This is a genomic window from Shewanella sp. Pdp11 (genome assembly GCF_002838165.1).
GTDB classification, from domain to species: domain Bacteria; phylum Pseudomonadota; class Gammaproteobacteria; order Enterobacterales; family Shewanellaceae; genus Shewanella; species Shewanella hafniensis.
On the sequence record NZ_CP015194.1, the window covers coordinates 1209851 to 1235707 of the forward strand.

20 protein-coding genes are annotated in these 25857 nt (G+C 47.3%); all 20 read left to right on the forward strand.

What is annotated here, in order from left to right; all coding sequences use genetic code 11:
* Positions 1-8: 8 nt before the first annotated feature.
* Positions 9-1688: a pilus (MSHA type) biogenesis protein MshL gene (gene mshL, locus AYJ58_RS05375; protein ID WP_106649288.1), complete on the forward strand. Its 1680-nt coding sequence runs from the start codon at positions 9-11 to the stop codon at positions 1686-1688.
* Between the two features lie 6 nt (positions 1689-1694).
* The gene (locus AYJ58_RS05380) at positions 1695-2603 is read left to right on the forward strand and encodes an ExeA family protein (protein ID WP_106649289.1); all 909 of its coding nucleotides are present in this window, start codon (positions 1695-1697) and stop codon (positions 2601-2603) included.
* On the forward strand, positions 2600-3832 hold the full coding sequence (locus AYJ58_RS05385; RefSeq protein ID WP_106649290.1) for a tetratricopeptide repeat protein: 1233 nt from the start codon (positions 2600-2602) through the stop codon (positions 3830-3832). Before AYJ58_RS05380 ends, AYJ58_RS05385 begins: the two co-directional genes overlap by 4 nt.
* Complete coding sequence (locus tag AYJ58_RS05390; protein ID WP_106649291.1) at positions 3829-5589, forward strand: GspE/PulE family protein; 1761 nt, start codon at positions 3829-3831, stop codon at positions 5587-5589. The genes AYJ58_RS05385 and AYJ58_RS05390 overlap by 4 nt, the downstream gene beginning before the upstream one ends.
* 2 nt (positions 5590-5591) lie before the next feature.
* Complete coding sequence (locus AYJ58_RS05395) at positions 5592-6812, forward strand: type II secretion system F family protein (protein WP_106649292.1); 1221 nt, start codon at positions 5592-5594, stop codon at positions 6810-6812.
* A gap of 50 nt (positions 6813-6862) precedes the next feature.
* Positions 6863-7357, forward strand: a complete 495-nt coding sequence (locus AYJ58_RS05400) for an MSHA biogenesis protein MshF (RefSeq protein ID WP_106649293.1) — start codon at positions 6863-6865, stop codon at positions 7355-7357.
* 75 nt (positions 7358-7432) lie between these two features.
* Entirely contained in the window at positions 7433-8050 is a 618-nt protein-coding gene (locus AYJ58_RS05405) for a prepilin-type N-terminal cleavage/methylation domain-containing protein (RefSeq protein ID WP_106649294.1), read from the forward strand.
* Between the two features lie 111 nt (positions 8051-8161).
* Positions 8162-8665 carry a type II secretion system protein gene (locus tag AYJ58_RS05410; RefSeq protein WP_106649295.1) on the forward strand — a complete coding sequence of 168 codons (504 nt, stop codon included), beginning with the start codon at positions 8162-8164 and terminating at the stop codon, positions 8663-8665.
* 167 nt (positions 8666-8832) lie between these two features.
* Positions 8833-9330, forward strand: coding sequence for a type II secretion system protein (locus tag AYJ58_RS05415; protein ID WP_198555605.1), 498 nt, complete (start codon positions 8833-8835; stop codon positions 9328-9330).
* Entirely contained in the window at positions 9320-9898 is a 579-nt protein-coding gene (locus AYJ58_RS05420) for a prepilin-type N-terminal cleavage/methylation domain-containing protein (RefSeq protein ID WP_106649297.1), read from the forward strand. Before AYJ58_RS05415 ends, AYJ58_RS05420 begins: the two co-directional genes overlap by 11 nt.
* Positions 9898-10749 (forward strand): PilW family protein, encoded by an 852-nt coding sequence (locus AYJ58_RS05425; protein ID WP_106649298.1) that lies wholly within the window; start codon positions 9898-9900, stop codon positions 10747-10749. The genes AYJ58_RS05420 and AYJ58_RS05425 overlap by 1 nt, the downstream gene beginning before the upstream one ends.
* Positions 10739-11227, forward strand: coding sequence for an MSHA biogenesis protein MshP (locus tag AYJ58_RS05430; protein WP_198555607.1), 489 nt, complete (start codon positions 10739-10741; stop codon positions 11225-11227). The genes AYJ58_RS05425 and AYJ58_RS05430 overlap by 11 nt, the downstream gene beginning before the upstream one ends.
* 373 nt (positions 11228-11600) lie before the next feature.
* On the forward strand, positions 11601-15566 hold the full coding sequence (locus tag AYJ58_RS05435; protein WP_232790861.1) for a DUF6701 domain-containing protein: 3966 nt from the start codon (positions 11601-11603) through the stop codon (positions 15564-15566).
* Between the two features lie 340 nt (positions 15567-15906).
* Complete coding sequence (locus tag AYJ58_RS05440; RefSeq protein ID WP_105251284.1) at positions 15907-16956, forward strand: rod shape-determining protein; 1050 nt, start codon at positions 15907-15909, stop codon at positions 16954-16956.
* Positions 16957-17000: 44 nt separating this feature from the next.
* On the forward strand, positions 17001-18011 hold the full coding sequence (mreC, locus tag AYJ58_RS05445) for a rod shape-determining protein MreC (protein WP_106649299.1): 1011 nt from the start codon (positions 17001-17003) through the stop codon (positions 18009-18011).
* A complete protein-coding gene (mreD, locus tag AYJ58_RS05450) occupies positions 18008-18496 on the forward strand; it encodes a rod shape-determining protein MreD (RefSeq protein ID WP_106649300.1) in 489 nt (162 codons plus the stop codon). Before mreC ends, mreD begins: the two co-directional genes overlap by 4 nt.
* 2 nt (positions 18497-18498) lie before the next feature.
* Entirely contained in the window at positions 18499-19101 is a 603-nt protein-coding gene (locus AYJ58_RS05455; protein ID WP_106649301.1) for a Maf family protein, read from the forward strand.
* 263 nt (positions 19102-19364) lie between these two features.
* A complete protein-coding gene (gene rng / locus AYJ58_RS05460; protein ID WP_198555671.1) occupies positions 19365-20831 on the forward strand; it encodes a ribonuclease G in 1467 nt (488 codons plus the stop codon).
* Entirely contained in the window at positions 20831-25087 is a 4257-nt protein-coding gene (locus AYJ58_RS05465; protein ID WP_106649303.1) for a YhdP family protein, read from the forward strand. Before rng ends, AYJ58_RS05465 begins: the two co-directional genes overlap by 1 nt.
* The gene (locus AYJ58_RS05470; RefSeq protein WP_106649304.1) at positions 25011-25841 is read left to right on the forward strand and encodes a carbon-nitrogen hydrolase family protein; all 831 of its coding nucleotides are present in this window, start codon (positions 25011-25013) and stop codon (positions 25839-25841) included. The genes AYJ58_RS05465 and AYJ58_RS05470 overlap by 77 nt, the downstream gene beginning before the upstream one ends.
* Positions 25842-25857: the final 16 nt, after the last annotated feature.

A 25857-nucleotide genomic window follows, 5' to 3' on the forward strand; every position in this document is an offset into this window, starting at 1 on the left:
CACCTCAGATGAAAGCGATTAAATACTTTACACCTCTGCTCTCACTTTGCCTTGTGGCGTGTCAGACCACAAATAGGCCACAGCCGGAGGCGAGTAAGGCGGCACTAGCGGCCTCAATGGCGACGGCTACGGCATCAACGACGCCACCGCCTGCGACTATGCCGGATGCGGTTCAGCGGGAATTGAATTCAGGCGCATTGCTATCAGGTTTGACTCCTGCGCTGGAAACTGAGCGCCGTTTCGATGTCTCTGCCCATGATGTTGATGCTAAAGTATTTTTTCCAAGTTTAGTCCAAGGTACACCGCTGAGTGTTGCCGTACATCCTGATGTGCAAGGTACGATTTCGCTATCCCTTAAAGGTGTAACCTTAAGCGAAGCGATTCAAGTGGTTGAAGATATCTACGGTTACGAAGTGAGCCGCGAAGGGCGCATTCTAAGAGTGTTCCCCGCTGGAATGCGTACTGAGACGTTTCCGCTGAATTATCTCTATATGGAACGTGACGGCTTATCTGTGACCTCAGTGAGTTCTGGACGCATTTCCGATAACAATAATTCCAATAGTAATTCGAACAATAACAACTCAAATAACAATGGTTCGAGTAATAATAATTCCAACAGCAGTAACGGCAACAACTCTAGCAGTAATGGCAGCAGCGATAGCAGTAACGGAACATTTATTCGCTCGCGCACTAAGACTGATTTTTGGGGCGAGCTGAAAGAAACGCTGACGGCGATTATTGGTGACACTGGTAATGGGCGGCAAGTGGTGGTCACGCCGCAGGCGGGGTTAGTCACTATTCGTGCTTTCCCAAGTGAATTACGCCAAGTGCGTACTTTCTTGAATTCCGCCGAGAGTCACCTACAGCGACAAGTGATCTTGGAGGCTAAGATCCTCGAAGTCACATTATCCGATGGCTATCAGCAGGGTATCCAATGGGACAATGTGCTGGGTCATGTTGGCAATACGAATGTGAATTTTGGGACTTCGAAAGGCCCTGGTTTAAACGATAAAATCACCTCTGCGATTGGTGGTGTGACCTCGTTGAGCATTAAAGGCTCCGACTTTACAACTATGATCAATCTATTAGATACCCAAGGCGATGTGGATGTATTGTCTAGCCCAAGGGTGACTGCATCGAATAACCAAAAAGCGGTGATTAAAGTGGGTACCGATGAGTACTTTGTCACCGACGTGTCATCGACTACCGTTGCGGGCACAACGCCAGTGACCACACCACAAGTTGAATTAACACCATTTTTCTCGGGCATAGCTTTAGATGTGACACCGCAAATCGATAATGACGGCAATGTATTATTACACGTGCATCCATCCGTTATCGATGTGAAAGAGCAGACTAAAGACATTAAAGTGAGTGACGCTTCGTTGGAGCTACCTTTAGCGCAGAGTGAAATTCGTGAGTCTGATACTGTTATCCGCGCCGCCTCTGGTGATGTGGTGATCATCGGTGGCTTGATGAAGAGTGAAAATATTGAAGTGGTGTCACAAGTACCTTTGTTAGGTGATATTCCTTTCCTCGGTGAATTGTTTAAAAACCGCAGCAAGCAGAATAAGAAAACCGAGCTAATTATCCTGTTAAAACCTACGGTAGTTGGCGTCGATACTTGGCAAACTGAGCTACAACGTTCTAAGACCTTATTAGATCGTTGGTATCCGGAGACAAAGTAAGCTTCTATGTATCAGAAGCATTTTGGCCTAAGCCAAACGCCATTTTCATTGACACCCAATACCGGATTTTTTTTCGGCCTGTCGCCACACGTGGAAGCCTTGCAAGTGTTGCAAACCGCGCTGCAAACGGGTGAAGGTTTTATCAAGGTGACAGGGGAGGTGGGGACAGGAAAGACGTTGATTTGCCGTAAGCTTATCAATGAATTGCCGACTAAGTTCCACTGTGCCTATCTGCCTAACCCTTATCTTACGCCTGCAGAGTTACGTTGGGCGGTAGCGAGTGAGTTAGGCCTTAAATACGCCAGTAATATCGATCAGCAGCAACTCACTGGACTTATCCAGCAGCAGCTTTTAGCTTTGAGCGCCCACGGTCACGCCATCGTACTCGTGCTCGATGAAGCACAGGCATTGCCGGACGACAGTTTAGAGGCGCTGCGGTTATTCACTAATCTGGAAACCGAGACACGCAAATTATTACAGGTAGTGTTATTTGGGCAACCCGAGCTAGATGACAGGCTTAAACGCCAAGAATTTAGGCAATTAAGACAACGCATTACTTTTAGCTACAATCTTCGTCCACTAACATGGGATGAAACCGACGCTTATATTCGCCACCGATTAGCCATAGCAGGGCGTGCGGGCGAACCACTCTTTACATCACGGGAAACACGTCAGATTGCCTATGCGTCCCGAGGGATCCCCAGATTGATCAATATTCTTGCCCATAAAGCCTTGTTACTGAGTTTCGGCGAGGGCGCTACGCGTGTGCAAACCTCCCACGTTAAAGCGGCGATTCAAGATACCGAAGATGCAAGTGTTCGCCGATTATTATCGTGGAAATGGCTGCCTTTTTTCACTCTGATAACTGTGGCTTTTGGTTTGGGATTACAACACGTTTTGAGGAGTGTTGTATGAGCGTGATCAATAAGATGCTGCAGGATCTTGATAAACGTCAGCAGGGGCACGAACTCAGTAACGTCACTCAACCGCAGGTGCAGTATTTAGCTCACAGGCGCGCTCCGTTTAACTGGCTGCTGCTCTGTGGAGTGTCACTGCTACTCGGTGGCGGCGCGGTTTATGGCTGGCAATTTTTCATGGCAAAGCCTGCAGAAGCGACTATTTCGGCTCAAGTTCAGGAACAAAATACTTTAACCGCTCAAACTGAGCCTGTGCGAACGGAGAGCATTGCCTCAAGCGAAGCTTCATCTAACCTTGATGCCGCTGCAGAACCGCTGAAGCTTGCGACTACGCAGAAGATTGCGACAACAATGACAGCCAATAGTGAAGAGTTTGAACCAAGTGCCGCCGAAATCGCATCGAGTCAGTCACCTGAATTTGAAAGGAATATAGAACCTGAGCGACAAGCGCAGTCGAAAACAGATGTGAGCCTTGCACTTGAAAACAACCAAGTTGACACGGTAAGCGAGCCAAACCATTCGCAGCCAAGCCATTCACAGCCAGATAGTGCGACATCGAGTGTGCGAAGCGCCGAGGTCACTGCTGGCGCTAATCGACTTGCGCCCAAAGCACAAGGGCAAATGGCGATTACTGAGGTGAAGTTAACCCCAAAGCAGCTAGCAAAGAAGCGGTTTACACTTGCGAGTGAGGCTGAAAAGGATGGCAAGCTCAAAGAAGCCATTAGTTACTATGATCAAACATTAGTGCTCGACCCCAGTATGCACGAAGCGCGCAAGCAATTAGCTGCGCTGCATTATGGGCAAGGTCAATTAGCCAAAGCCAGTGAAGTGTTACAGCAAGGCATGCTGTTATTCCCGCAGCAATTAGACTTTGCTTTATTGCTTGCTCGGGTTCAGCAAGCCTCTGGTCAGGCTGATCTCGCATTAGTGACCTTAGCCAATATACCTGACACGCATCCGCTGGCGAGGCAAAAGTGGATGGCACAATCGGATTTGGCGCAAAAGCTAGGGCAGTTTTCATTGTCAGAACAAGCCTATAGACAATTATTACAACAAGAACCTCAACAGGCTAAATGGTGGATGGGGTTGGCCTATGCGCTTGATTCGCAGCAGCAATTCCCCCAAGCACGCCAAGCCTATCGGACTGCATTAGGCCACAGAGGCTTATCGGCGCAGGCGAGTGCCTTTATCGAACAACGCTTGACTCAGCTAGGAGATAGCCAATGAAACCCAGATTAAAAATGCGTTTAGGCGATCTGTTAGTTCAAGAAGCCATTATTACCGAAGCCCAGCTACAACAGGCGTTAGGCGAGCAGCGTAATACGGGCAAAAAACTGGGCCGTACCCTCATTGATCTGCAATCGATTACAGAACATCAGTTACTGCAGTTCTTGTCGCAACAATTGAATGTACCTTTGCTGGATATCAGTAAAATGCCAATCCCAGCGGAAGTGGTGCATCTTATTCCTGAGGTGCAAGCCCGACGTTTCCGTGCTTTAGCAGTTGAAGACAGGGGCGATAGCGTACTGGTAGCAATGAGCGACCCAGCAGATTTGCAGGCGCTTGATCATCTCGAAATGCTTATCGCACCTAAGCGTTTGAAGTTAGCGGTAGCGCCCGAGCAGCAACTGCTGCAAGCGTTTGATAATTTATATCGCCGTACAGACCAAATTGCTCAGATCGCCGGTAAGCTCGAAGAAGAATACGCCGCCGATGAGATGTTCGATTTAGCCAGCCTCACGTCGGGCGACAGTGACAATGAAACCACAGTGGTTAAGTTGCTGCAGTCGATTTTTGAAGATGCGGTGCAAATGCGCGCCTCGGATATTCATATCGAACCCGGTGATAAAGCCTTGCGTATTCGCCAGCGTATCGATGGCCAGCTACACGAAACGATTCTGAATGAAGTTAATATTGCCGCGGCTTTAGTATTGCGACTTAAGTTAATGGCTGGACTCGATATTTCTGAAAAACGTTTGCCGCAGGACGGTCGTTTCCACATGGAGATCAAAGGTCATCATATCGATGTGCGTATGTCGACCATGCCGATTTACCATGGCGAATCTGTAGTAATGCGGTTACTCGATCAATCGGCGGGTTTATTGACTCTAAACGAAACCGGTATGCCACCCGCTATTTTGGCGCGTATTCGTAAACAGATTAAACGCCCTCACGGCATGCTACTGGTCACAGGTCCCACGGGTAGCGGTAAAACCACCACCTTGTACGGTATTTTGAGCGAGCTCAATACCGCCGACCGTAAGATCATTACGGTGGAAGATCCGGTTGAATATCAATTGCCGCGGATCAACCAAGTTCAAGTTAACCATAAGATTGGCTTAGACTTTTCCAACGTATTGCGCACCACCTTGCGTCAAGATCCCGATATTATCATGGTCGGGGAAATGCGTGACCAAGAAACCGTGGAGATTGGTTTAAGGGGCGCATTAACGGGTCACTTTGTGCTATCGACCTTGCATACCAACGATGCGGTCACCAGTGCACTGCGTTTGCTCGATATGGGCGCCGCCAGTTATTTGGTCGCCAGTGCCTTGAGGGTGATTATTGCCCAGCGTTTAGTGCGCCGCGTTTGCCATAACTGTGGCGTTGAGTATCAGCCGACACCGCAGGAACAAGCCTGGCTGAGTAGTGTGAGTCATAAAGATTTTAGCCATGCGAACTTTAGAATTGGTACCGGCTGCCAGAGTTGTAACGGCAGCGGTTATCGTGGGCGGATCGGTATTTTTGAAATCCTCGAGTTGGATGAGAAGATGATCGATGCGATGCGTACCGGTAATCCGCAGGATTTTGCCAGAGCCGCGTTGCAGAGCCCGAATTTTACTCCGCTCGCCGAGTCAGCGTTGCAATATTTGAGCGAAGGCATGACGACCATTGAAGAGGTGGCTAAGCTGGTAGAGGATGTGAGTGAATCACAAATACCTTTGTCGAAGGATATTATTAGCCAACAAGGCGTTGAGGCGTAATTATGCCGATTTATCAATACCGTGGACGCAGTGGTCAAGGTCAATCCGTTACTGGGCAACTGGATGCTGCATCGGAAAGTGCCGCTGCTGACATGCTATTGGCGCGGGGGATTATCCCCCTTGAGGTCAAAGTCGCCAAAGTGGTTAAGTCATTCTCACTGGCTAAGTTATTTGGTGGAAAAGTCGCGTTAGAAGAATTACAGATTTTTACTCGGCAAATGTACTCCTTGACCCGTTCTGGCATCCCGATTTTGCGGGCGATTGCGGGCTTGTCTGAAACGGCGCATTCCCAGCGGATGAAAGATGCGCTCAATGATATTTCTGAGCAGCTCACCGCAGGCCGACCCTTATCATCATCCATGAATCAACATCCCGATGTATTTGATTCCTTGTTTGTTTCTATGGTGCACGTGGGCGAAAACACAGGTAAGTTAGAAGATGCCTTTATTCAGCTTTCTGGCTATATCGAGCGTGAGCAGGAAACACGGCGGCGAATTAAATCGGCCATGCGTTATCCCATGTTTGTCTTGATTGCGATTGCGCTCGCTATGGTGATCCTCAATATCATGGTGATCCCTAAGTTCGCCGAGATGTTTTCCCGCTTTGGCGCCGATTTACCTTGGGCGACAAAAGTGCTGATTGGTACATCGAATCTGTTTGTGAATTATTGGGCGCTGATGTTGGTGGCGCTGATCGGCACTATTATCGGCATCCGTTATTGGCACCATACGGAAAAGGGCGAGAAGCAGTGGGATAAGTGGAAGTTACACATCCCCGCCGTGGGATCGATTATCGAGCGCTCGACGTTAGCTCGTTATTGTCGCAGTTTCTCTATGATGCTGAGCGCTGGCGTGCCGATGACGCAGGCCCTAAGTTTAGTGGCTGATGCGGTAGATAATGCCTACATGCACGACAAAATAGTCGGTATGCGCCGTGGGATTGAGTCTGGTGACTCTATGTTAAGGGTATCGAATCAGAGCAAGTTATTTACGCCATTAGTGCTGCAAATGGTGGCCGTGGGTGAAGAAACAGGGCAAATCGATCAATTACTCAATGATGCGGCAGACTTCTACGAGGGCGAAGTAGACTATGATTTAAAGAACCTCACCGCTAAATTGGAGCCTATTTTGATCGGTTTTGTGGCCGTGATTGTTCTCGTGTTGGCCTTAGGGATATACCTGCCCATGTGGGATATGCTCAATGTGGTCAAGGGCGGTAAATAATCGATATGGAAAATGTTTATCTCCTCTCTTATGTGTGGGGCTGAGGTTAAATGCAGACTCAGCAAAAGGCAGAAAGCGATCTATTACGCCTCTATGGGCGTATGATAACCATAGGGTTAGTGTTGGTTATCATGGCGGTGATTGGTGCTAAGTACTTTTTTACCCTACCGCAAATCGCTGCCCGTGGATTAGAAGTCGATCATGCGCGTTTTTTAAATGTGCTGGTGATGGTGCGCTCCCAATGGCTATCTTTGGGCAAGCCGCCGCAGATGCAGTTGAATTGGGAGGCGTTTGACAACATATCCAAAGACACTGAGTTTAGTGTCGTCGATATCAATAGTTTAGGATGGCCACAACCTAAACAGTTAAATGCCCAAGGTTGCCAAGATTTGTGGCAGCAACTTATGGGTGCCGAAGTGGATAACGCAGGGCTGGTTGCTGATTATTTAGTTAAGGATAACAGCTGTCACTATCGGTCGCACAATGGCGATAGTTTAGGCTATCAACTGAACTCTGGCAGGGTCATTTTTTTGACTGCACCCTAAAATATTGTTAACTCAAAGGCTTTTTAAAATTGATTTAGCTGTTAGAATAAAATTTCTTAAGTATGGGGCATATATATGAAAACTAAGCAAACAGGTTTCTCATTAATAGAGCTTGTGATTGTGATTGTGATTTTAGGGCTACTCGCCGCAACCGCGATCCCACGATTCTTAAATGTCACCGATGATGCTGAAGACGCCAGTGTTGACGGCGTAGCCGGTGGTTTATCGACTGCCGTTAGCTTTGTGCGTTCGCAGTGGGAAGTCGATGGGCGCCAAAATAGTAGTGTGATCTTAGATGGTACGTCAGTTTTGCTCGATCCTCGTTTTGGTTATCCAACGGGAACTTCAGTGACGGATGTGACTGCTATGACTGATGCGAGTTGCCAACAAGTATTTAATACCGTGCTGCAGAGCGCTCCTCGTAATGTGCTCTACACTCAAGATGCGCGTAATCAACGTTATACCGTGCGCGTGATTGATGGCGCAGGTGGTAGCGCTAATTCGATTACAGGCACTGTCGTTGCTGGTTTAGATTTATGTGTTTATCACCAAGTGGCTTCACTGGTGCTTGATCAAACCACTGGTGTACCCACTCCTACACCGGATTTATCAACAGCTGGTGCGAAAGGAATCGTGTATAACCCAGGTACAGGTAAAGTGCTAAGCTTTACTCAAACGCCATTTGTGCCATAGGCCGTAATTAACAGTTTTATTTTGTTCATGTTTTAAGTAACTTAGTTCAGAAGTGACTTAACTTAATTAGTACTCACACGAGTACTCACTGATAAAGAAAGGTAGTTTGATATGAAAAGACAACAAGGTTTTACCTTAATTGAATTAGTCGTAGTGATCATTATCTTAGGTATTCTTGCTGTCACAGCGGCACCTAAGTTTATTAATTTGCAAGGTGATGCGCGTGTATCTGCACTTAATGGATTAAAGGCATCAATTCAAGGTGCAAATACTTTGGTTTATTCAAAGGCTGCATTGGCGGGTGTGGAAAAAGTAGCGCCAGCAGCATCAAATGGTCCAACTGTTGAGATTGCGACTGGTGTTGAAGTGAATCTTGCTTACGGTTATATGACTGCAGAGCTAGATAATTTCAAAAATGCGTTGGATGTAAGTATTAGTGAAGGAACTACGCCTGTTGGAGCTACGACAGATTGGGTTGTTGATACAACAACGACGACTGGTAAAGCGAAGTTCTGGCAGTCTAGTGCTCCTACAACATGTTTTATTGAATACTCGCCTGCAACAGCGATAGCTCCGCCAGCGTTTACAGCTACCCCAGATGCATCTGCTTGTTAATAGCGATTAGGAAAAAGGCCTGCCTAGCAGGCCTTTTTTTTAGATAAAATACGGTTCTTACAGGATTTTAAAAATGAGTCCGCCAAATTTACCGACATTTATTTGCGTTAATCATATCGTTGGCAGAAACTGAACCTAGTACATGAAATCAGCAATTAACCCGAGCGATGCTTAACTTCTCTATGTCAAAACAGGCCGGATTTACCTTAGTAGAATTAGTGACGACCATCATCTTGATTTCAATTCTTGCTGTGGTTGTACTGCCTCGCCTGTTTACCCAGTCTTCCTACAGTGCTTATAGCCTACGTAACGAGTTCATTAGCGAACTGCGTCAAGTACAGCAGAAAGCGCTCAATAATACTGACAGGTGTTTTCGTGTAACCGTTTCTGGTACTGGCTATCAAGTGAGTCAATTCTCTACCCGAAATGAGGCGGTTTGTTCTGGTACCGCATTATCGCCCAACCCGCTTTATAGCCAAGCTTTTCAAGGTGGTGCTCAATTAGTGCTAGTAAGCCCTAACAGTACTAACAGCAGCAACTTCAGCCTCGATTTCGATATCGATGGTAGCACTTCGTTGGCTTGTAATGGGCCATGCATTAATGTGATTGCTAATGACACTGTGATGATTAACGTCTCTAGCGAGGGTTATATTTATGCGAATTAATCCTCGGTTGCTATTGGGTAAAGCATCAGTAAAAACATCCAAAAAAGCCAAACCACAGCAAGGTTTTACCCTTATCGAATTAGTGATTGGCATGCTGGTGATTGCCATTGCGATAGTGATGCTAACCAGCATGTTATTTCCACAGGCGGATCGTGCGGCTAAGACTTTGCATAGAGTGAAGAGTGCCGAGCTTGCTCATTCGGTGATGAATGAGATCTGGGGCAAGCGTTACGATCAAAACACTAATGCCAATGGCGGTGTGCCTGCCTGTGGTAGTCCTTTAGGATTACCTTGCTCAAATGTGACCAGTTTAGGGCCATCGGAGTGGAAATGGCCTAATGAAGGCGAGGGCCGTAACGATTTTAACGATGTGGACGATTATCACGGTTTAAGTCAAAACGCCACTATGCTCAACTCAACCCAAACCTATGCCGCTGCTTATCCTAACTATCGTTTAAACGTCACTGTCGCCTATGGGCCTGCGCCCAATACTAAGCTAGTCACCATTAATGTGACTACGCCGGACAACGAAGTGATCACTTACAATCTGGTGAGGAGCAATTACTAATGGGCTCTTTTTCCGTTAAGCGTAAGCATCTATACGCACAGGGTTTTACCTTAGTCGAAATGGTCACTGTGATCCTTATCTTAGGCATTCTTGTTGTTGGGGTGAGTAGTTTTATTATTTTTGGTACGCGGATTTTTGTGGAGTCGAGTTCAGTCGATCAAGTGCTAAGTCAAAGCCGTTTTGCCGTCGAGCGAATGACCCGTGAGCTACGTAGTGCTTTGCCCAACAGTGTGCGTCTTAATAGCGATTCGCTGACCTATCAATGTATTGAATTTGTGCCTATCGAGGCCAGCACAACTTATCTCACTATGCCAATCATCCCCGCTGCGGCCGCGAGTACTGGCATAGTTATTCTAGATAATACCGCGAGTGCGATTCGCGTGAATCAATTCGCTTGGATCTATCCCTTGGTTGACGCCGATGTGTATAGCAGCGCGAGACAAAAACGAGCACAGATTAAAACACCTCCTCTGACCTTGGCTAATCAAGTGACACTGACTTTTACTGCGCCAACACGTTTTGCCGAAGCATCACCACGACAAAGGATCTATTTTGGTTCGAGTCCTGTGAGCTATTGCTTCGAAAAGGGTGCAAGCGGTAATGATTTACAAATAGTGCGTTATGCTGGTTATAACTTTAATACCGTTCAACCAAATCCAGCCACTATGGGTACGGGCGTGCTAATGGCGCAAAGTGTGGCGAATCGTCTCGATAATAGTAATGACTTGCCGTTGATCTTAACGCCATCGAGTTTAGTCAATAATGCCATGGTGCACTTGCAGCCAAGATTTAATGTCAATGGTGAGACGTTCCAATATCGACATCAAGTGCAGGTGATCAATGTTCCTTAATTTATATCGTCAATCGACAGGTCATCACTCGGTCATGCGGATCTTACCCAGAACATCACTAGCAAGGTCGCAACGAACGGCTTTACCTGCGCGTCAACGCGGCAGTGCATTGATTATTGGCGTGTTTGTGATCACAGTGATGTTTCTACTGGCATCGGCACTGATTAATATTGTGGAAGACGGTGATACCGGGCTCACCCAAGAAGTGTGGGGAACCCGTGCCTTTGCGGCGGCGAACAGTGGCGCCGATGCCGCGCTGGCTAAGTTGTTTCCATTGAATGGTAACGCCGGAGCGTGTTTAGCATCGGATGTTTGGACACCGCCCGATGTAACTGGTTTTCATGCCTGTAGTGTGACGTTGACTTGTACAGCATATGCGGTAGACACAGTCACGCAATATCGAATCAGCAGTAAAGCAGTATGTGAAAGCGGCGAGACCCGTGTTAGCCGACAAGTTGAGGTAGAAGCCCGTGGTTAATAATCTACGTTTCACGTTGTTTGCCATTTTATGCGTATTCTGTTGGCAGGTGGCAGCGGTACCTCAGTGTGACAGTATTTTTACATCTCCTCCCTCTGGGAATCATGCGCCATTTGGGCTGGAACCCCCTCCTGGTATTTTGGTGCCACCACTAAGTAACTTATCTTGTGACTCTGGTACTTGCGATCGCTCTGGTGGAAATGTGTTTACTCCGGGGGATTATGATTATAATTTTGGTGATTTCAAGAATGGCACAGTTATCAAGACAACTGGCGTTACATCCCGTCTCTATTTTAATAGCTTGAATCTGACGAATGTTAATATAAATCTCACTGGCGCCGCTGAAAATTTAATTATTTATGTTGCAGGTTCGTTGAGTATTACCGGTCAAAACAAAATCAATGCCATTATCTATGTTGCGGGCTCCGTTACCATCAGCGGTAATAGCGAAATCACAGGTGCGATTGGTGCTGGAGGTGCTCTGAGTATTTCTGGCAATAGTAATGTGACATTCGATCAAAATACTATTAATAATGCTGATTTTAATGGTATGTGTGGTGCGAGTGCTTTCAATCTCCAATTTGGTAAAGCAACATCAACCTCGGTTACCTTCGATCATGTGTTTCCATCTGGTGTTACTCCATTAGTATTTTTAATGCCGACGATTTTGTCGTCAAACCCAAGTGGCTATGGTCCCTCGTCGGCGTTTATCAGTAGCGTATCAGCGACTGGTTTTAGCTGGACTCAGCGGCAACCTCCAAGTAGCACTGCGGCGATCACTATGCCCGAAGTACACTGGATAGCTGTGACGCCAGGCAGTTATGCTCTATCCGATGGTAAGCGGTTGACGGCGGGTACTGTGGTGACTAACAGTGCTTTGAACATGCCATCGTCAGCCTGGGTCAATCAAACGCTCGACTCAGGTTTGAGCGTACGGTTAAACCAATTACAAACCCGCAATAATAATTGTTGGTTGACTAGCGTGTCGCAGCCAAGCGTTAACGGTATTTCGCTTAATATGGATACGTCAGAAGTCTACACTGGAAAAGGCACAAGCCGGCGCTGTCAGCCTAGTAATTTCAATACATTAGCCAATGAAACCATTGCTTATCTAGCCATTGAGCCTGGTGTAGGCACGATAACTCTGAATGGCGAGCCGATTAACTATCAGTTTGCCAACGCCTTGACTCATGGCTCGGGAAATTCAGCTCGTGACTTAGTAACTCAATGTACCTTTAATACCAGCTTAACTGGCTTTAGCAATCCTCCAACATTAGTGGCTGGAAAGTCTTCTCGCCTAGGTGGTGATGGTGGCTGGTTAAGACGCTGTAATCTGAGTGCAACTCAAGTCAGTATGGTAAACGATGAAGATACCTATGGCGACAATGAACGTAGTCATCTTGCTGAAAATTATGATTTTATAGCGCTTGAGAAAGTCGCGCCAGTTGAAGAGTGTTTTACTGATGAGTTTTCCCGCAGCAGCTTAGGCAATGATTGGGCAACGAAAGTGCTGGGTTCTTCTACTCCGCCGGCTATCAACGGGGGGCGACTAAGAATAACGCCAGCATTGGGTAATCAGGCCACTGCAAGTACTTACCAGCGGTTATTTCCTGCTGAAGGTAATCTCGTCACGATAGAGTTTGATTATTATGCTTGGTCACCGTCATCTGGAACGGGTGGTGATGGTGTAGCGGTTATTTTATCGGATGCTTCTGTTACACCGCAACCTGGCAGCTTTGGCGGTTCGCTCGGTTATGCACAACGTGATGATGGTACGCCGGGCTTTGCAGGTGGATGGATAGGTGTTGGTTTGGATGAGTATGGTAATTTTTCCAATCCGAATGAGGGGAAGATCGGTGGCCCTGGATTTAGATCTCAATCGGTAACATTACGCGGTTCTGTGGCGGCAAATTATCAGTATTTGGCTGGTACCGCCGCGAATTTGAATCCTAGAATTGATGTTCGTAGTACGTCAACCGCAGCACCCAATCATAAATATCGGATTAAAGTTGATTCGACTATCACAGGTCAAGCTTGGGTATCGCTAGACAGAGATGTGCGTGATGGTAATGGATATCAGGTACTTGTCCCTCGATTTAATGCGAGAGCGATATCAGGTCAAGATTCTGTTCCTGCCGATTTTTATCTGTCATTTACGGGTTCTACTGGTGGCGCCAATAACAACCACGAAATCGATAATTTTAAAGTTTGTGCAATAAAATCCAAACCGATTGGCTTACAAGTACATCATTTTGAATTTGATTACTCATCATCACCGCTCACCTGTAAGGCAGAGCCTATGCAGATCAAAGCGTGTGCTGATGGAAACACTCCTTGTACCCCGTTTACTGACCCAGTTAGTGCGCAATTGTCATTGAGTCCTGCAACTAATGGCGGTTGGTACCAAAATGGCAGTAGTGTTAGTAATGTCGGTTTCATCAACGGAATCGCCTCTGTTGACTTACGTCATAATGTCACCACCCCAGTAACAATCGGAGTATCGAGTTCAAATCCTGCCACCGTCCCTGGTAGTAATACCTTGTGCCGCAGTGGCGCTGGCGCGTTATCAACCGCGGCTTGTACGCTGTCATTTGCAGATAGCGGCTTTTTAATTGATATGCCAGATAAATTGGCCAATAAAGCCCAAAATGCGACTATTTCTGCGGTCAGGAAGTCAAACGACAACCTAGAGTGCGTGCCGACGTTTGCTGGTCAAACAAAAAGGGTCGATTTATGGAGTCAATATATTTCGCCTGTCGCTGCATCTATGTTTACCCCAACAGCCGTTAGCGTTAACTCAACGCCTATCAGCGGTTCGAGTTCGTCACCTTCTCCCCTGAATTTATCCTTTGATGCCAGCGGTAAAGCAACAATAGCGGTTAATTATAGCGACGCTGGTAAAGTTGGGCTAAACGCCAAATATACTGGTGTTGCAGGCACTCCCGATGAAGGGCTGGTGATGATAGGTAGCGATCCCTTCGTCAGTTTTCCAGTTGGTCTGTGTGTTACGCCCAAAGACAGCGGTGCTTTGTGCCCTGCGGGAGACGTTAGCTGCGCTGTGTATAAAAAAGCCGGTGAGAGTTTTAATTTGCAGATTGCTGCTAAAGCCTGGGTTGCAGATAACGACAGTAATTATTGCGATAACCCAAGTACGCCTAATTACGTTCAATCCGGTATTGTATTGTCGAGTCAATTGGTGGCGCCAAGCTCTGGCGTTCAGGGGGGAGTAGGTATTGCCAGTTACGATCAAGTGGCTGCGACAAATAATCTTAATACAATTGTCCAAAGCATCAGTGAAGTCGGGGTGTTTACATTTAGTGCTGCGCCGCCAGCGAGTTACTTGGGATCGAGTTTTTACTCAATACCACAGGCAAAAAGTGCCAACATCGGCCGATTTGTCCCCGACCGATTTGAAGTGACCACATCGAGTGTGGTGCCTGCGTGTAGCAGTGCCTTTAGCTATATGGACCAACCCTTTGATGTGGCATTTAATCTTAAAGCGCTAAATATCGCTGGCGTTGTGACCAAAAATTATCGTGGCAGTTTTGCTAAGGCATCGGGATTGCTGGTGGGGGAAAATAATGACGATAGCAATGATATGCAGGCTCGTTTAAATGACGTGGTTGTACCTTTGCAATCGAGTTCTTGGGCGATAGGTGAGGCTAACATAGATTATCAACCTCATTTCTCGCGCCTCCCTGCTTTAGTCGGTGGTGAAGTTGATGGTCCCTATGAACAAATGCTCTTGGGGATTAAAGTATTTGATAATGACGGTAATGTGAGTTCAGTAGCAACACCCAATATGAATGCTTCCACCCTTGGCGACTGCAGTGTCGGTAGAAATTGTGATGCAGTTGTATTATCCGCTAACCAACAGAAATATCGTCACGGCCGTGTGGTGATGGATAACACCTATGGTCCTGAGACAGAAATACTGCGTATGCCGACTCGGGCCGAATATTGGGATGGCAGTCGTTGGGTACTGAATACCAACGATAGCTGCACAACGGCTGTGTATGGTTTGGGTTCGCAGGTGGACAATGCTGGCCTTGGCTACAACTTTGATCCCGACTTAGTGGCGGGGCAAAGTGTTGTACGTTCTGGCGGGACTGCAACATTCCAAGCTGGCCAATTTGAGTTGCTCTGGCAAGCGGTCACCTCAAGTGGTGCGCCATACCGCGGCCAAGTAACGGCGCCCTTGGATGTGCCGCCATGGCTAGAATGGTACTGGAATTGGAATGGCGTATCACCAAGCGTTCTCACAGAACCGCGGGCGAGCGCGTATTTTGGCCGTTATCGTGGCCATGACAAAATCATCTATTGGCGTGAGGTAAACTAATCTGAGTGATTTCAGCTATTGAATCAAACTGAGCCTTTCGTATGAAATGCGCATCAGTTTCATTTATTGAAGGTTGATTAAAACCCTAGTGACAGATTCTAAATGCAATTTCTGAGTTTGACATTTGTTGCTTATTTGTATGTTTCTTCGTTTTAAGTTGTCGATATTTTCGTCAATAAACAGTATTTTCCGCTTAAATACTGTTTTTAAGAGGACGATTTGAAAAAAAATCACTCCATTAGCGATTGTTAACCTCAACGGTCTTGTGGAATCAGGGTGGCATTGATAAAGTTAGCTGATTTTTCTTTTCTTCTGACTCCACAGAATACAGGCTAGTTACATGTTTAAGAAGCTACGCGGCATTTTTTCTAATGATCTATCGATCGATTTGGGTACAGCTAACACATTAATTTATGTTCGTGGCGAAGGCATAGTCCTCAATGAGCCTTCTGTTGTTGCTATACGTGGTGAGCGTAGTGGCTCCGGTCAGAAATCTGTTGCCGCGGTCGGCACAGAAGCTAAACAAATGCTAGGTAGAACGCCTGGCAATATCCAAGCTATCCGCCCAATGAAGGACGGTGTAATTGCAGACTTTTATGTGACTGAGAAAATGCTGCAGCACTTTATCAAACAAGTGCACAACAATAGTTTTTTTCGTCCAAGTCCACGGGTTCTAGTGTGTGTGCCGGTAGGTGCTACTCAAGTTGAACGCCGTGCGATCCGTGAATCAGCCATGGGTGCTGGTGCTCGCGAAGTGTATTTAATTGAAGAACCTATGGCTGCAGCTATTGGTGCGGGTTTACCCGTATCTGAAGCGACAGGTTCTATGGTGGTGGACATCGGTGGCGGTACGACTGAGGTCGCGATTATCTCGCTAAATGGCGTAGTGTATTCGTCTTCTGTGCGTATAGGTGGTGATAAGTTTGATGATGCCATTATCAATTATGTTCGCCGTAACTATGGTAGTTTAATTGGTGAAGCCACGGCTGAGCGTATCAAGCACACTATCGGTACCGCTTATCCTGGCGATGAAGTGCTAGAAATTGAAGTCCGCGGCCGTAACTTGGCGGAAGGTGTACCTCGTAGCTTTACACTGAATAGCAACGAAATTTTAGAAGCCTTACAAGAGCCATTATCAGGTATCGTAAGTGCTGTGATGGTGGCGTTAGAGCAATCTCCACCAGAATTAGCTTCAGATATTTCTGAGCGCGGTATGGTGTTAACCGGCGGTGGTGCGTTATTGCGTGATTTAGACCGTTTATTAATGCAAGAAACCGGAATTCCGGTCATGGTGGCGGACGATCCATTGACCTGCGTAGCACGCGGCGGTGGTAAAGCCCTCGAAATGATTGATATGCACGGCGGCGATCTGTTCTCCGAAGAAACCTAATTTAACTTCGGTATAGGGCGGTTAATCACCGCCTTAGCTTTCCTATGAAGCCAATTTTTGTTCGTGGTATTTCAAACCAATTCCGTCTGACACTGGCAATTATTTTGTCGGTGGCTTTGCTCGTGGCTAATCATCGCCTCGATCCTGTTCGGCAAAACCTCTCCTCTGTCTTTAGTCCATTACAGTATTTAGCCAGTATGCCAGGCGCAGCGCTCGACTGGTCATCTGAAAGTTTTGCCACCCGTAATATGTTGGCACTGCAGAATAAAGAACTGCTCAGACAACAACTGCTAATGAGTGAACGCTTACAGCGTTTCGAACATTTACGCCAAGAAAATGAGCGTTTGCGGGCATTGTTAGGCTCACCCGCCTATCTGGATTCGCGCAAGATGGTGGCCGAAGTGCTAGAGGTCGCCAGCGATCCTTTCCATCACTACGTGGTGTTGAATCACGGTTCTCGTAGCGGTGTATTTGTCGGCCAGCCAGTGGTGGATGCGCAAGGTGTTGTCGGCCAAGTGGTGCAGGTCAGTGAAATGACCAGTAGGGTGCTATTGCTTTCCGACGTATCACACGGTTTACCTGTGCGTATTACCCGTAATGATGTACGCCTGGTCGCCAATGGTACGGGTGAGCTTGATGAGATAGAACTGCGCCATGTGGCCAAGAGTACCGACATTCGTGTCGGCGATTTATTGGTGACTTCAGGCTTAGGCAATCGCTTCCCCGAAGGTTATCCCGTCGCACGGGTATTAGAAGTCTTGACTGAAGACGGCCAAAGCTATGCTCGAGTCACTGCTCAACCACTCGCAGCGTTAGATCGTATTCGTTATGTGTTGTTGATTTGGCCGTCTCCCGATTCAGGTGTGACCTTGCCAAATCAGCCCACAGCTCCTGCTGCGGATCAATCGCTTAGCGAAGAGGCATCAAAAATCGGCAGCGCAAGCCCTGCTGAGGGCACATCTGCAGAGACGACTAAGCCTGTGACGACACCCGCAGCCACTGTGGCCAAACCGGCAACGGAAACCACTTCTCCAGCGACAGAGGTGCATCGATGAGCTTTCAAGCTGCCAATGGGCGCTTTATTGTTTGGGTGACATTATTTATCGGCGTGATCAGCCAGATCATGCCTTTACCGAGTGCGGTTGATGCTTGGCGTCCCGACTGGTTGTTGATGATTGTGCTCTACTGGTCTATCGCATTACCCCATAGATACAACATCTTAACCGCTTGGATGTTAGGCCTAGTGTTGGATATTTTATTGGGCGCTACCTTAGGCGTGCGCTCTTTAGCTATGTCTTTGGTGATTTATGTCGCCATCTTGCATTGCCAGCGATTGCGAAATTTCCCTAAATGGCAACAGTCGTTGGTGATCATGCTGCTCATTTGTATGTATCATTTAGTGATTTACTGGGTCGAGTTTGTCATGCAAGAGGCGGTGTTCGATACCGATCTATTCTTACCTGCGATTTCGGGACTCGTGATCTGGCCTTGGATATTTTGGATTCTACGTCGGGTTCGACGTCATTATAAGGTTCGCTAACTGTGGATTTAGTTTTAGCTTCGACTTCACCACGTCGTAAAGAATTATTGGCCCACCTGGGGCTCGGTCGTCCTGAGTTTTGTTTCACGCAAGTGGCGCCGGATATCGATGAAACCGTGCAGCAAGGTGAAGCGCCAAGGGATTATGTGCGACGTTTAGCTGCCGAAAAAGCCCAAGCTGGACTGGCATTATGCGCAGATATGTCACAGCCTGCTGTATTAGGTTCTGATACTATCGTTGTGCTTGAAAACCAAATATTAGGCAAACCGCTGGATGTGGCCGATGCTAAGCGTACGCTCAGTGAATTATCTGGCCGAACGCATACAGTAATGACCGCTGTGGCGCTGACTTACCAAGCTGATGCCGATTTAAGCTTCAAAACCTCAGTGCGTTTGGTCGAAACACAAGTGCGTTTTTGCGTCTTATCGGCCGCCGATATTGATGCTTATGTCGCTTCAAAAGAGCCAATGGATAAAGCTGGCAGTTACGGTATCCAAGGGCTTGGTGGTTGCTTTGTGGCTGCGATTGAAGGCAGTTATTCTGGCGTTGTGGGTTTACCTTTGGTTGAAACCCGTGAGTTGTTAGCCGAGGTTGGGCTGATTTAACGTCTTGTGGCTGGTATTGCGACTTAGGCTTGAGGTTAGAATGAACCTTGTGGAGGTTTTAGGCTCTTAATCGAGTATCTCCATGACGTTATCTTTAGCCTTGAACCTTTATTCGGTTTTCATGCTTAGATAGTTGGTAACTTCTAGTTTATAAATTCTAGTTTGTAAATTCTAGTTTGTAGCTTCGATTAATTAATCTAGTTTCCCGAATGGGGTGAGTCGTGAATACCAGTCGCTTAAATCCAAATAAAATACAGCGCAAGATGGGTTCAGAATTACTGATCAACGTAACCCCCTCTGAGGCACGGGTTGCCTTAGTTGAGCATGGCGTGCTGCAAGAAGTACACATTGAACGCCGGATGAAACGGGGTTTAGTTGGCAATATTTATAAAGGTAAAATCAGCCGTGTGTTGCCCGGTATGCAAGCCGCCTTTGTCGATATTGGCTTAGATAAAGCCGCGTTTCTACATGCTTCCGACATAGTGCCGCACACTGAATGTGTCGCCGATGTTGAGAAAGGTCATTTTGTTGTCCGCGATATCGCCGAATTAGTCCGCCAAGGACAAGATATTATGGTGCAAGTGGTTAAAGATCCGCTGGGCACTAAGGGCGCACGTCTGACAACCGACATCACGCTGCCTTCCCGCTATTTAGTTTTTATGCCTGGCTCTAGCCATGTTGGTGTTTCCCAGCGTATCGAGCTTGAAGAAGAACGCAGTCGCCTCAAGCAAATCACTTTGCCCTATGTCGATGATGACGGTGGTTTTATTATCCGCACCGCCGCCGAAGGCGTGGGTGAAGACGAATTATCCCAAGATGCGGCGTTTTTACGCCGAGTTTGGTCAAAGGTGAGCGAGCGACGTAAGCGCAGCGGTGTGTCGCTCTTATATCAAGATTTAGCCTTACCTGTGCGGATTGTACGTGACTTTGTTGGCACTGAGCTTGACCGTATTCAGGTCGATTCTCGCCGTACCTTTGCCGAGTTACAGTCCTTTGCCCAAGAGTTTATGCCTGAGATTGCCGAGAAGATTGAGCATTATTCAGGGCCTGCGCCAATTTTTGATCTTTACGATGTGGAGAACGAAATCCAACGTGCGCTTGGCCGTAAGGTTGAACTCAAGTCTGGCGGTTATTTGATTATCGATCAGACCGAAGCCATGACGACTGTGGATATCAATACCGGCGCCTTTGTTGGGCACAGAAATCTTGAAGAAACTATCTTTAATACCAATCTCGAAGCAACCCAAGCGATAGCCAGACAATTACGCCTGCGTAATCTCGGCGGCATCATAATTATCGATTTTATCGACATGATGACGGCGGATCATAAGGCTCGGGTGCTCAGCAGCCTAACCAGTGCCTTGTCTAAGGACAGAGTGAAAACTAATGTAAGTGGTTTTTCTGGCTTAGGTTTAGTTGAAATGACCCGCAAACGAACCCGCGAAAGTCTAGAGCACGTGGTTTGCGGCGAATGTCCCGCTTGCCATGGCACGGGCAGCATGAAGACGGTGGAGACGGTTTCTTATGAGGTATTTCGCGAAATCATCCGCTTAAACCGCGCCTATGATGCCGATGAATTCCTGTTGTACTGTTCGCCTGCCGTGTATCAAAGCTTACATACCGATGAAAATCATCTGATTGCTGAGCTTGAGGTTTATATCGGTAAGCGTATCCGTTTGCAAAATGAGCCTATGTACTCACAGAACAAATACGATGTGGTGATGATGTAGTGGCAGCACCTTTTACTGCAAAAAAACTAAGTCGTTTTTGTTGGCAATTTATCGCGCTAGTCTTAGTGCTATTTGCGCTTGCAGTGAGTTTGATCCGTGGCTTATTGCCACAGGTTGATGGGGTGCGCCAGCAACTGGTTGATTACGTAAAAAACGAATATAAAGTTGATGTGCAAGTGGGGGAATTATCCGCCCACTGGCAAGCGTTTGGTCCGGCAATTAACATAGATAATTTAGTGATCCCGCCGCAGGAGCAGCTACCTGTCACTCTGATTATCAAGAATGTGCAAGTAAAGTTAGATTTTTGGCAATCGTTGCTGACTTTCACGCCGCGTATCGAAGATGTCAATTTTGATGGTGTCCATATCGCGTTAAACATGGACAAGCTCACCGAAAATAATCCCGACGAGGCGACTAAAGCGCCGCAGGTTGATTGGCTCTATGCCCTATTGCTTAAACAACTCGACAGATTTTCGTTAACCCATGCCACAGTGCAGTTGCTGAGTTTGCGCCAAGAGTTTCGCCCGATCCATATTCGCCAGCTAAATTGGCGCAATAACGGTGAGCGTCACCGCGGTGCAGGGGAACTGTATCTCGATGATAATGCCTCTGAGCATGAATCTCTGGGATTACAGTTAGATCTCAATGGCGATGGCGCTAATCCCGACAGCTTAACGGGGCAGATTTATCTGGCGGCGAACTCATTAGACTTAGGTGAGTGGGCGTCGCGTCAGCCTAATCCCTATGATGCGAGCAAAAAATTACCCTTAGAAGGGGTCGTTAATCTTAAGGCTTGGCTTACGTTTGCCGATCGCAGCATCAGCTCTGCCATGGTGCATTTTGAGCCGAGCTGGTTGCAATGGACCTTAAAGGAAGCGCCACAACGATTTGAAATCCAAGCGGGTGATATCGTTTGGCAGCCAAAGGATTCAGGCTGGGAAGTACAGAGCTCAGGGCTCGATTTTGTCACTAACGGTGAGCATTGGCCGCAGTTAACGCTGGCGGCTAAGCGCCAACATGACGAATTCTTTGCCTATGTGAATCAAGTTAACACTCAAAACCTATTACCCTTGTTACCGCTATTCCCCGGAGTCGATAAAGCCGTATTACATCAATGGCATGCTTTAGCGCCTGAAGCCAGCATTGGGCCCATTCGACTGTATCAAAAGGCCGATCAGCCTTTGCTCGCCACTTCTGAGGTGAAACAGTTACATTGGCAGAAGGTCGACGGTATCCCCAATACCCATCCTTTAGATCTGAACTTACATTGGCAAGACAAGACGCTGTATTTCTCTTTGCCTGCACAAGTTTATAGCGTGGATTTTGGAGATGAATTTGTGGCGCCACTCGTTTTTAACGGTGCGGCAATTGATGGTCAGTTCAATACTGCAGAGTTGAGTTTAAACGTGCCTCAGTTGCAGCTTGAGAACGATGATATAGGCTTAGATGCTGCGCTTAAATTGGATTTCAGTGCTGCGGCGCATATGGCGCTGGCTGCCAATGTTCATATTAATAATGTCGCCAATGCTGACAAGTATTTCCCCAATAAGGCGATGGGCGAATCGCTGGCTGAATATTTGGATACAGGGCTTAAAGCGGGTCAGACTCAAGATGCACAGGTCGTTTGGCGTGGTCCGTTAAGCGGTTTCCCCTTCGATGACAATAGCGGCGTGTTTCAAGCGGCATTTACTTTAACGGATGCCAAATTCCAGTTTCAACCCGATTGGCCTGCAGTTACTGACTTATCCCTTAATGCTTTGTTTGAAAATGCTCGTATGGATCTTTGGCTCAACCAAGGCAAGCTGATGAACGTGGATGCCACGGGTGCCCATGTATTTATTCCCGCGATTGGCGAGCACACGCTGCTGAGGATTGAAGCTGAACTTGCCACCCAAGGCAGTGCGGCAACTAAAGTATTACAAGCTTCACCTTTGGCGGGGTCAGTGGGTAAAACCTTAGATGTCGTGCAAGTACAAGGCGCTGTGACTGGCAATTTGGATATCAGTATTCCGCTGTATGACGGAGGCGCAGAAGATATTCGTGGTCAAATTAGTTTTGATAACACGCCTGTATATATTGCCCAGCCCGGACTGCAGCTTAATGGCGTAACGGGTATCGTCGACTTTGCAAATGAGGTGGTGACAGCTAAAGGGATTAAAGCGCGTTTGTTCGAACAGCCGCTCAACTTAACCTTTGATACTCAGCCTAAAGGCAAAGATTTTAGCCTTAATCTTTCACTCAAAAGTCGTTGGGATCTGAATCGTCTCCCCGAAGCATTGCATAATCCTTTGAGTGATTTCTATCAGGGTAAAATCAGTTGGGACGGCGCTATGACTATGCTGTTTACTGAAAAAGGTTATCTAATTCAAGCCAAAGTAACTTCGGATATGGTTGGCACTCAACTGTCATTCCCGGGATATTTTGCCAAACCCGAAGATGAGCCGCGGCCTTTAGTCGCTGAGTTTATTGGCGATCAAAATGATGCGACCTTAGATGTCAAACTGGCGAGTCATGCCGAGTTTATCGGTGGATTTGATGCTGAAAAAGGTGCTAATTTCAGTTATTTTGATTTGTTATTGGGGCGTTTATTCGATGAGGATGAAGCCCGAAATACTGAGAAAGGTCATATTCAAATTGACCTTGGTAAGGCGAAACTAGCCGACTGGTTACCTGTGATTAATGCCTTTGTTGGCCAAGAGAAATTACCTAAAACCGGCATCCTCGTCGACGATATCGCCCATGACAGTTTATTCCCAGCTGTGGCGAGTATCGATTCCCATATTGGCCGCCTCGACCTTTTAGGACAACAGCTGACCGAGCTTAGGCTCAATGCGAAACCCAATGAAACGGGCTGGCGTTTTAATACCGTTGCCAACGAATTTGACGGCTGGGTCGATTTCTATCCCAACTGGCGAACCCAAGGTCTCAAAGTTGTGGCGAGCAAATTCTATTTTTCACCCGAGGTTAAGTCGGATACCGATGCCGATTTTGCCAGCGATCAAGTGCTCACTAACCTGCCGCCCGTGGCCGTGAATGTGGAAGATTTTCGTTTCTTCGATAAGCCTTTTGGCAAGCTAGTCTTGCAGGCGGGCCCACAAGCGGCAGGCTATAAAATCCAAACCCTGTCGCTGACTACGCCCAATGTGACCTTGCAGGGCAGTGGTATTTGGCAGCAACAGGCAGGGCAGAATAAAACTGATTTGAGTGTCGAATTGAATGCCACTCAGTTTAATTACCTCTCGGCCCAATTGGGCATAGATCCCGGCGTGAATGAAGCGCCATTAAAGGTTAACGCAGATTTGTCTTGGCAAGGTGCGCCTTATGCTTTCTCCCTCGAAACCTTAAATGGCAAGGTGAAGTTCGACTTAGGCAAAGGGCATTTATCTCAGGTGAGTGATAAGGGCGCGCGCATTTTCTCCCTGTTCAGCTTAGATTCTTTGGTGCGTAAACTGTCGCTGGATTTCACCGATGTCTTCGGTCAGGGCATGTATTTCAACTCCTTCAATGGCAATCTGCAAATTGATAACGGTGTAGTGAAAACCACTGATACCGAAATGGATGCGATTGCGGGCAATATGAAGGTCCGTGGCTATACGGATCTCACTACTGAAAGTTTGAATTACGATATCCGTTTTGTGCCGCAATTGGCCTCGAGTGTGCCGACTGTGGTATTGCTCAGTACCAGTGCGTGGACACTCGGTCTGGGCGCATTTGCACTGACAAAAGTGCTTGAGCCTGTGATTGAAGTAATTTCAGAAATTCGTTTTCGGGTGACCGGCACTATGGCTGAACCTGTGGTTGAAGAACTGGAACGTAAGAGTAAAGAGATTGAAATTCCTGAGGCTATTTTACCTGTTGTTGGCGTTGATCGCCCAGCGGCGCCGACCGAAGCCGCGAGTCATAATACCGATATCACTCAGCCGGTAGAGACGAAATCTGAGCCACAGCTTCAAGAAGCACAATCAGAATCACTTGAGCTACAAGACATTAAGCCTGAAGAGGCCAGATCTGAAGAATCAAAGTCAGAAGAGCCAAAGCCAGCCACAGATCAAATGAAAGCGCCCGATTTAAAGTTAGTGCAACCTCAAGCGACACCTTCGCCTGAAGCGCCGAACACGCCTGCCACACCAGAGAATCAGCCAGCAGTAGAACCGATTAAGCAAATTCAGGGAGATAACAATGCACATCAGCCTGTTGCAATGTCAGAGCAGTCGCGACGTCAGCGCCAATCTGCTGTTTATCGAATCGCAGCTTAACGAACTCAAACGGGATGCCGATGTGTCCCATTTAGTCGTGTTGCCCGAATGCAGTTTACTGTTTGGTGGCCACGAAAGTCAGCAACTCGCCTATGCGGGTGATGCTCATCAGAGCCCGCTCAAGTCGGCCTTAAGTGCACTGGCAGCCAAATATCAGGTCTTTATGGTGGCAGGCACTATTCCGGCGCTGGCTGAGGATGGCCGCGTCTATAGCCGCAGTTATCTGTTTGATGATAAAGGTGATACTTTAGGGCACTACGATAAGCTGCATCTCTTTGATGTGGATGTTGCCGATGGTACAAAACAATATCGTGAGAGCGAAACCTTCTGCCCCGGTGATCACATTAGCGTTATCGATACACCTTTTGGCAAAATTGGCCTAGCCATCTGTTATGATTTACGCTTTCCCGACTTATTTAGGGCGATGCGTCTTGCGGGTGCTGAGATCATTACCTTGCCGTCGGCCTTCACTAAAGTTACCGGTGAAGCCCATTGGCAAGTATTGCTACAGGCCAGAGCGATTGAAACCCAATGCGTTATTCTCGCCGCCGCTCAGTGGGGACAGCATAATGAAGGCAGTCGTGAAACCTGGGGGCAGAGCATGATAGTCGGTCCTTGGGGCAACATTTTGGCCGAACGTAAAACGGGTACGGGTTGGGTGCAGGCTGAGGTCGATTTAACCGAACTGCACAATATTCGCCGTAAAATGCCCGTGGTGCAGCATAATCGTTTCCTTGAGCCAAGCTTGAAATAACCGCCCGCACTTGCGA

Coding starts and splice junctions, on each gene's coding strand:
- mshL (WP_106649288.1), top strand. CDS start 9: ATGAAAGCGATTAAATACTTTACACCTCTGCTCTCACTTTGCCTTGTG.
- AYJ58_RS05380 (WP_106649289.1), top strand. CDS start 1,695: ATGTATCAGAAGCATTTTGGCCTAAGCCAAACGCCATTTTCATTGACA.
- AYJ58_RS05385 (WP_106649290.1), top strand. CDS start 2,600: ATGAGCGTGATCAATAAGATGCTGCAGGATCTTGATAAACGTCAGCAG.
- AYJ58_RS05390 (WP_106649291.1), top strand. CDS start 3,829: ATGAAACCCAGATTAAAAATGCGTTTAGGCGATCTGTTAGTTCAAGAA.
- AYJ58_RS05395 (WP_106649292.1), top strand. CDS start 5,592: ATGCCGATTTATCAATACCGTGGACGCAGTGGTCAAGGTCAATCCGTT.
- AYJ58_RS05400 (WP_106649293.1), top strand. CDS start 6,863: ATGCAGACTCAGCAAAAGGCAGAAAGCGATCTATTACGCCTCTATGGG.
- AYJ58_RS05405 (WP_106649294.1), top strand. CDS start 7,433: ATGAAAACTAAGCAAACAGGTTTCTCATTAATAGAGCTTGTGATTGTG.
- AYJ58_RS05410 (WP_106649295.1), top strand. CDS start 8,162: ATGAAAAGACAACAAGGTTTTACCTTAATTGAATTAGTCGTAGTGATC.
- AYJ58_RS05415 (WP_198555605.1), top strand. CDS start 8,833: ATGCTTAACTTCTCTATGTCAAAACAGGCCGGATTTACCTTAGTAGAA.
- AYJ58_RS05420 (WP_106649297.1), top strand. CDS start 9,320: ATGCGAATTAATCCTCGGTTGCTATTGGGTAAAGCATCAGTAAAAACA.
- AYJ58_RS05425 (WP_106649298.1), top strand. CDS start 9,898: ATGGGCTCTTTTTCCGTTAAGCGTAAGCATCTATACGCACAGGGTTTT.
- AYJ58_RS05430 (WP_198555607.1), top strand. CDS start 10,739: ATGTTCCTTAATTTATATCGTCAATCGACAGGTCATCACTCGGTCATG.
- AYJ58_RS05440 (WP_105251284.1), top strand. CDS start 15,907: ATGTTTAAGAAGCTACGCGGCATTTTTTCTAATGATCTATCGATCGAT.
- mreC (WP_106649299.1), top strand. CDS start 17,001: ATGAAGCCAATTTTTGTTCGTGGTATTTCAAACCAATTCCGTCTGACA.
- mreD (WP_106649300.1), top strand. CDS start 18,008: ATGAGCTTTCAAGCTGCCAATGGGCGCTTTATTGTTTGGGTGACATTA.
- rng (WP_198555671.1), top strand. CDS start 19,365: ATGGGTTCAGAATTACTGATCAACGTAACCCCCTCTGAGGCACGGGTT.
- AYJ58_RS05470 (WP_106649304.1), top strand. CDS start 25,011: ATGCACATCAGCCTGTTGCAATGTCAGAGCAGTCGCGACGTCAGCGCC.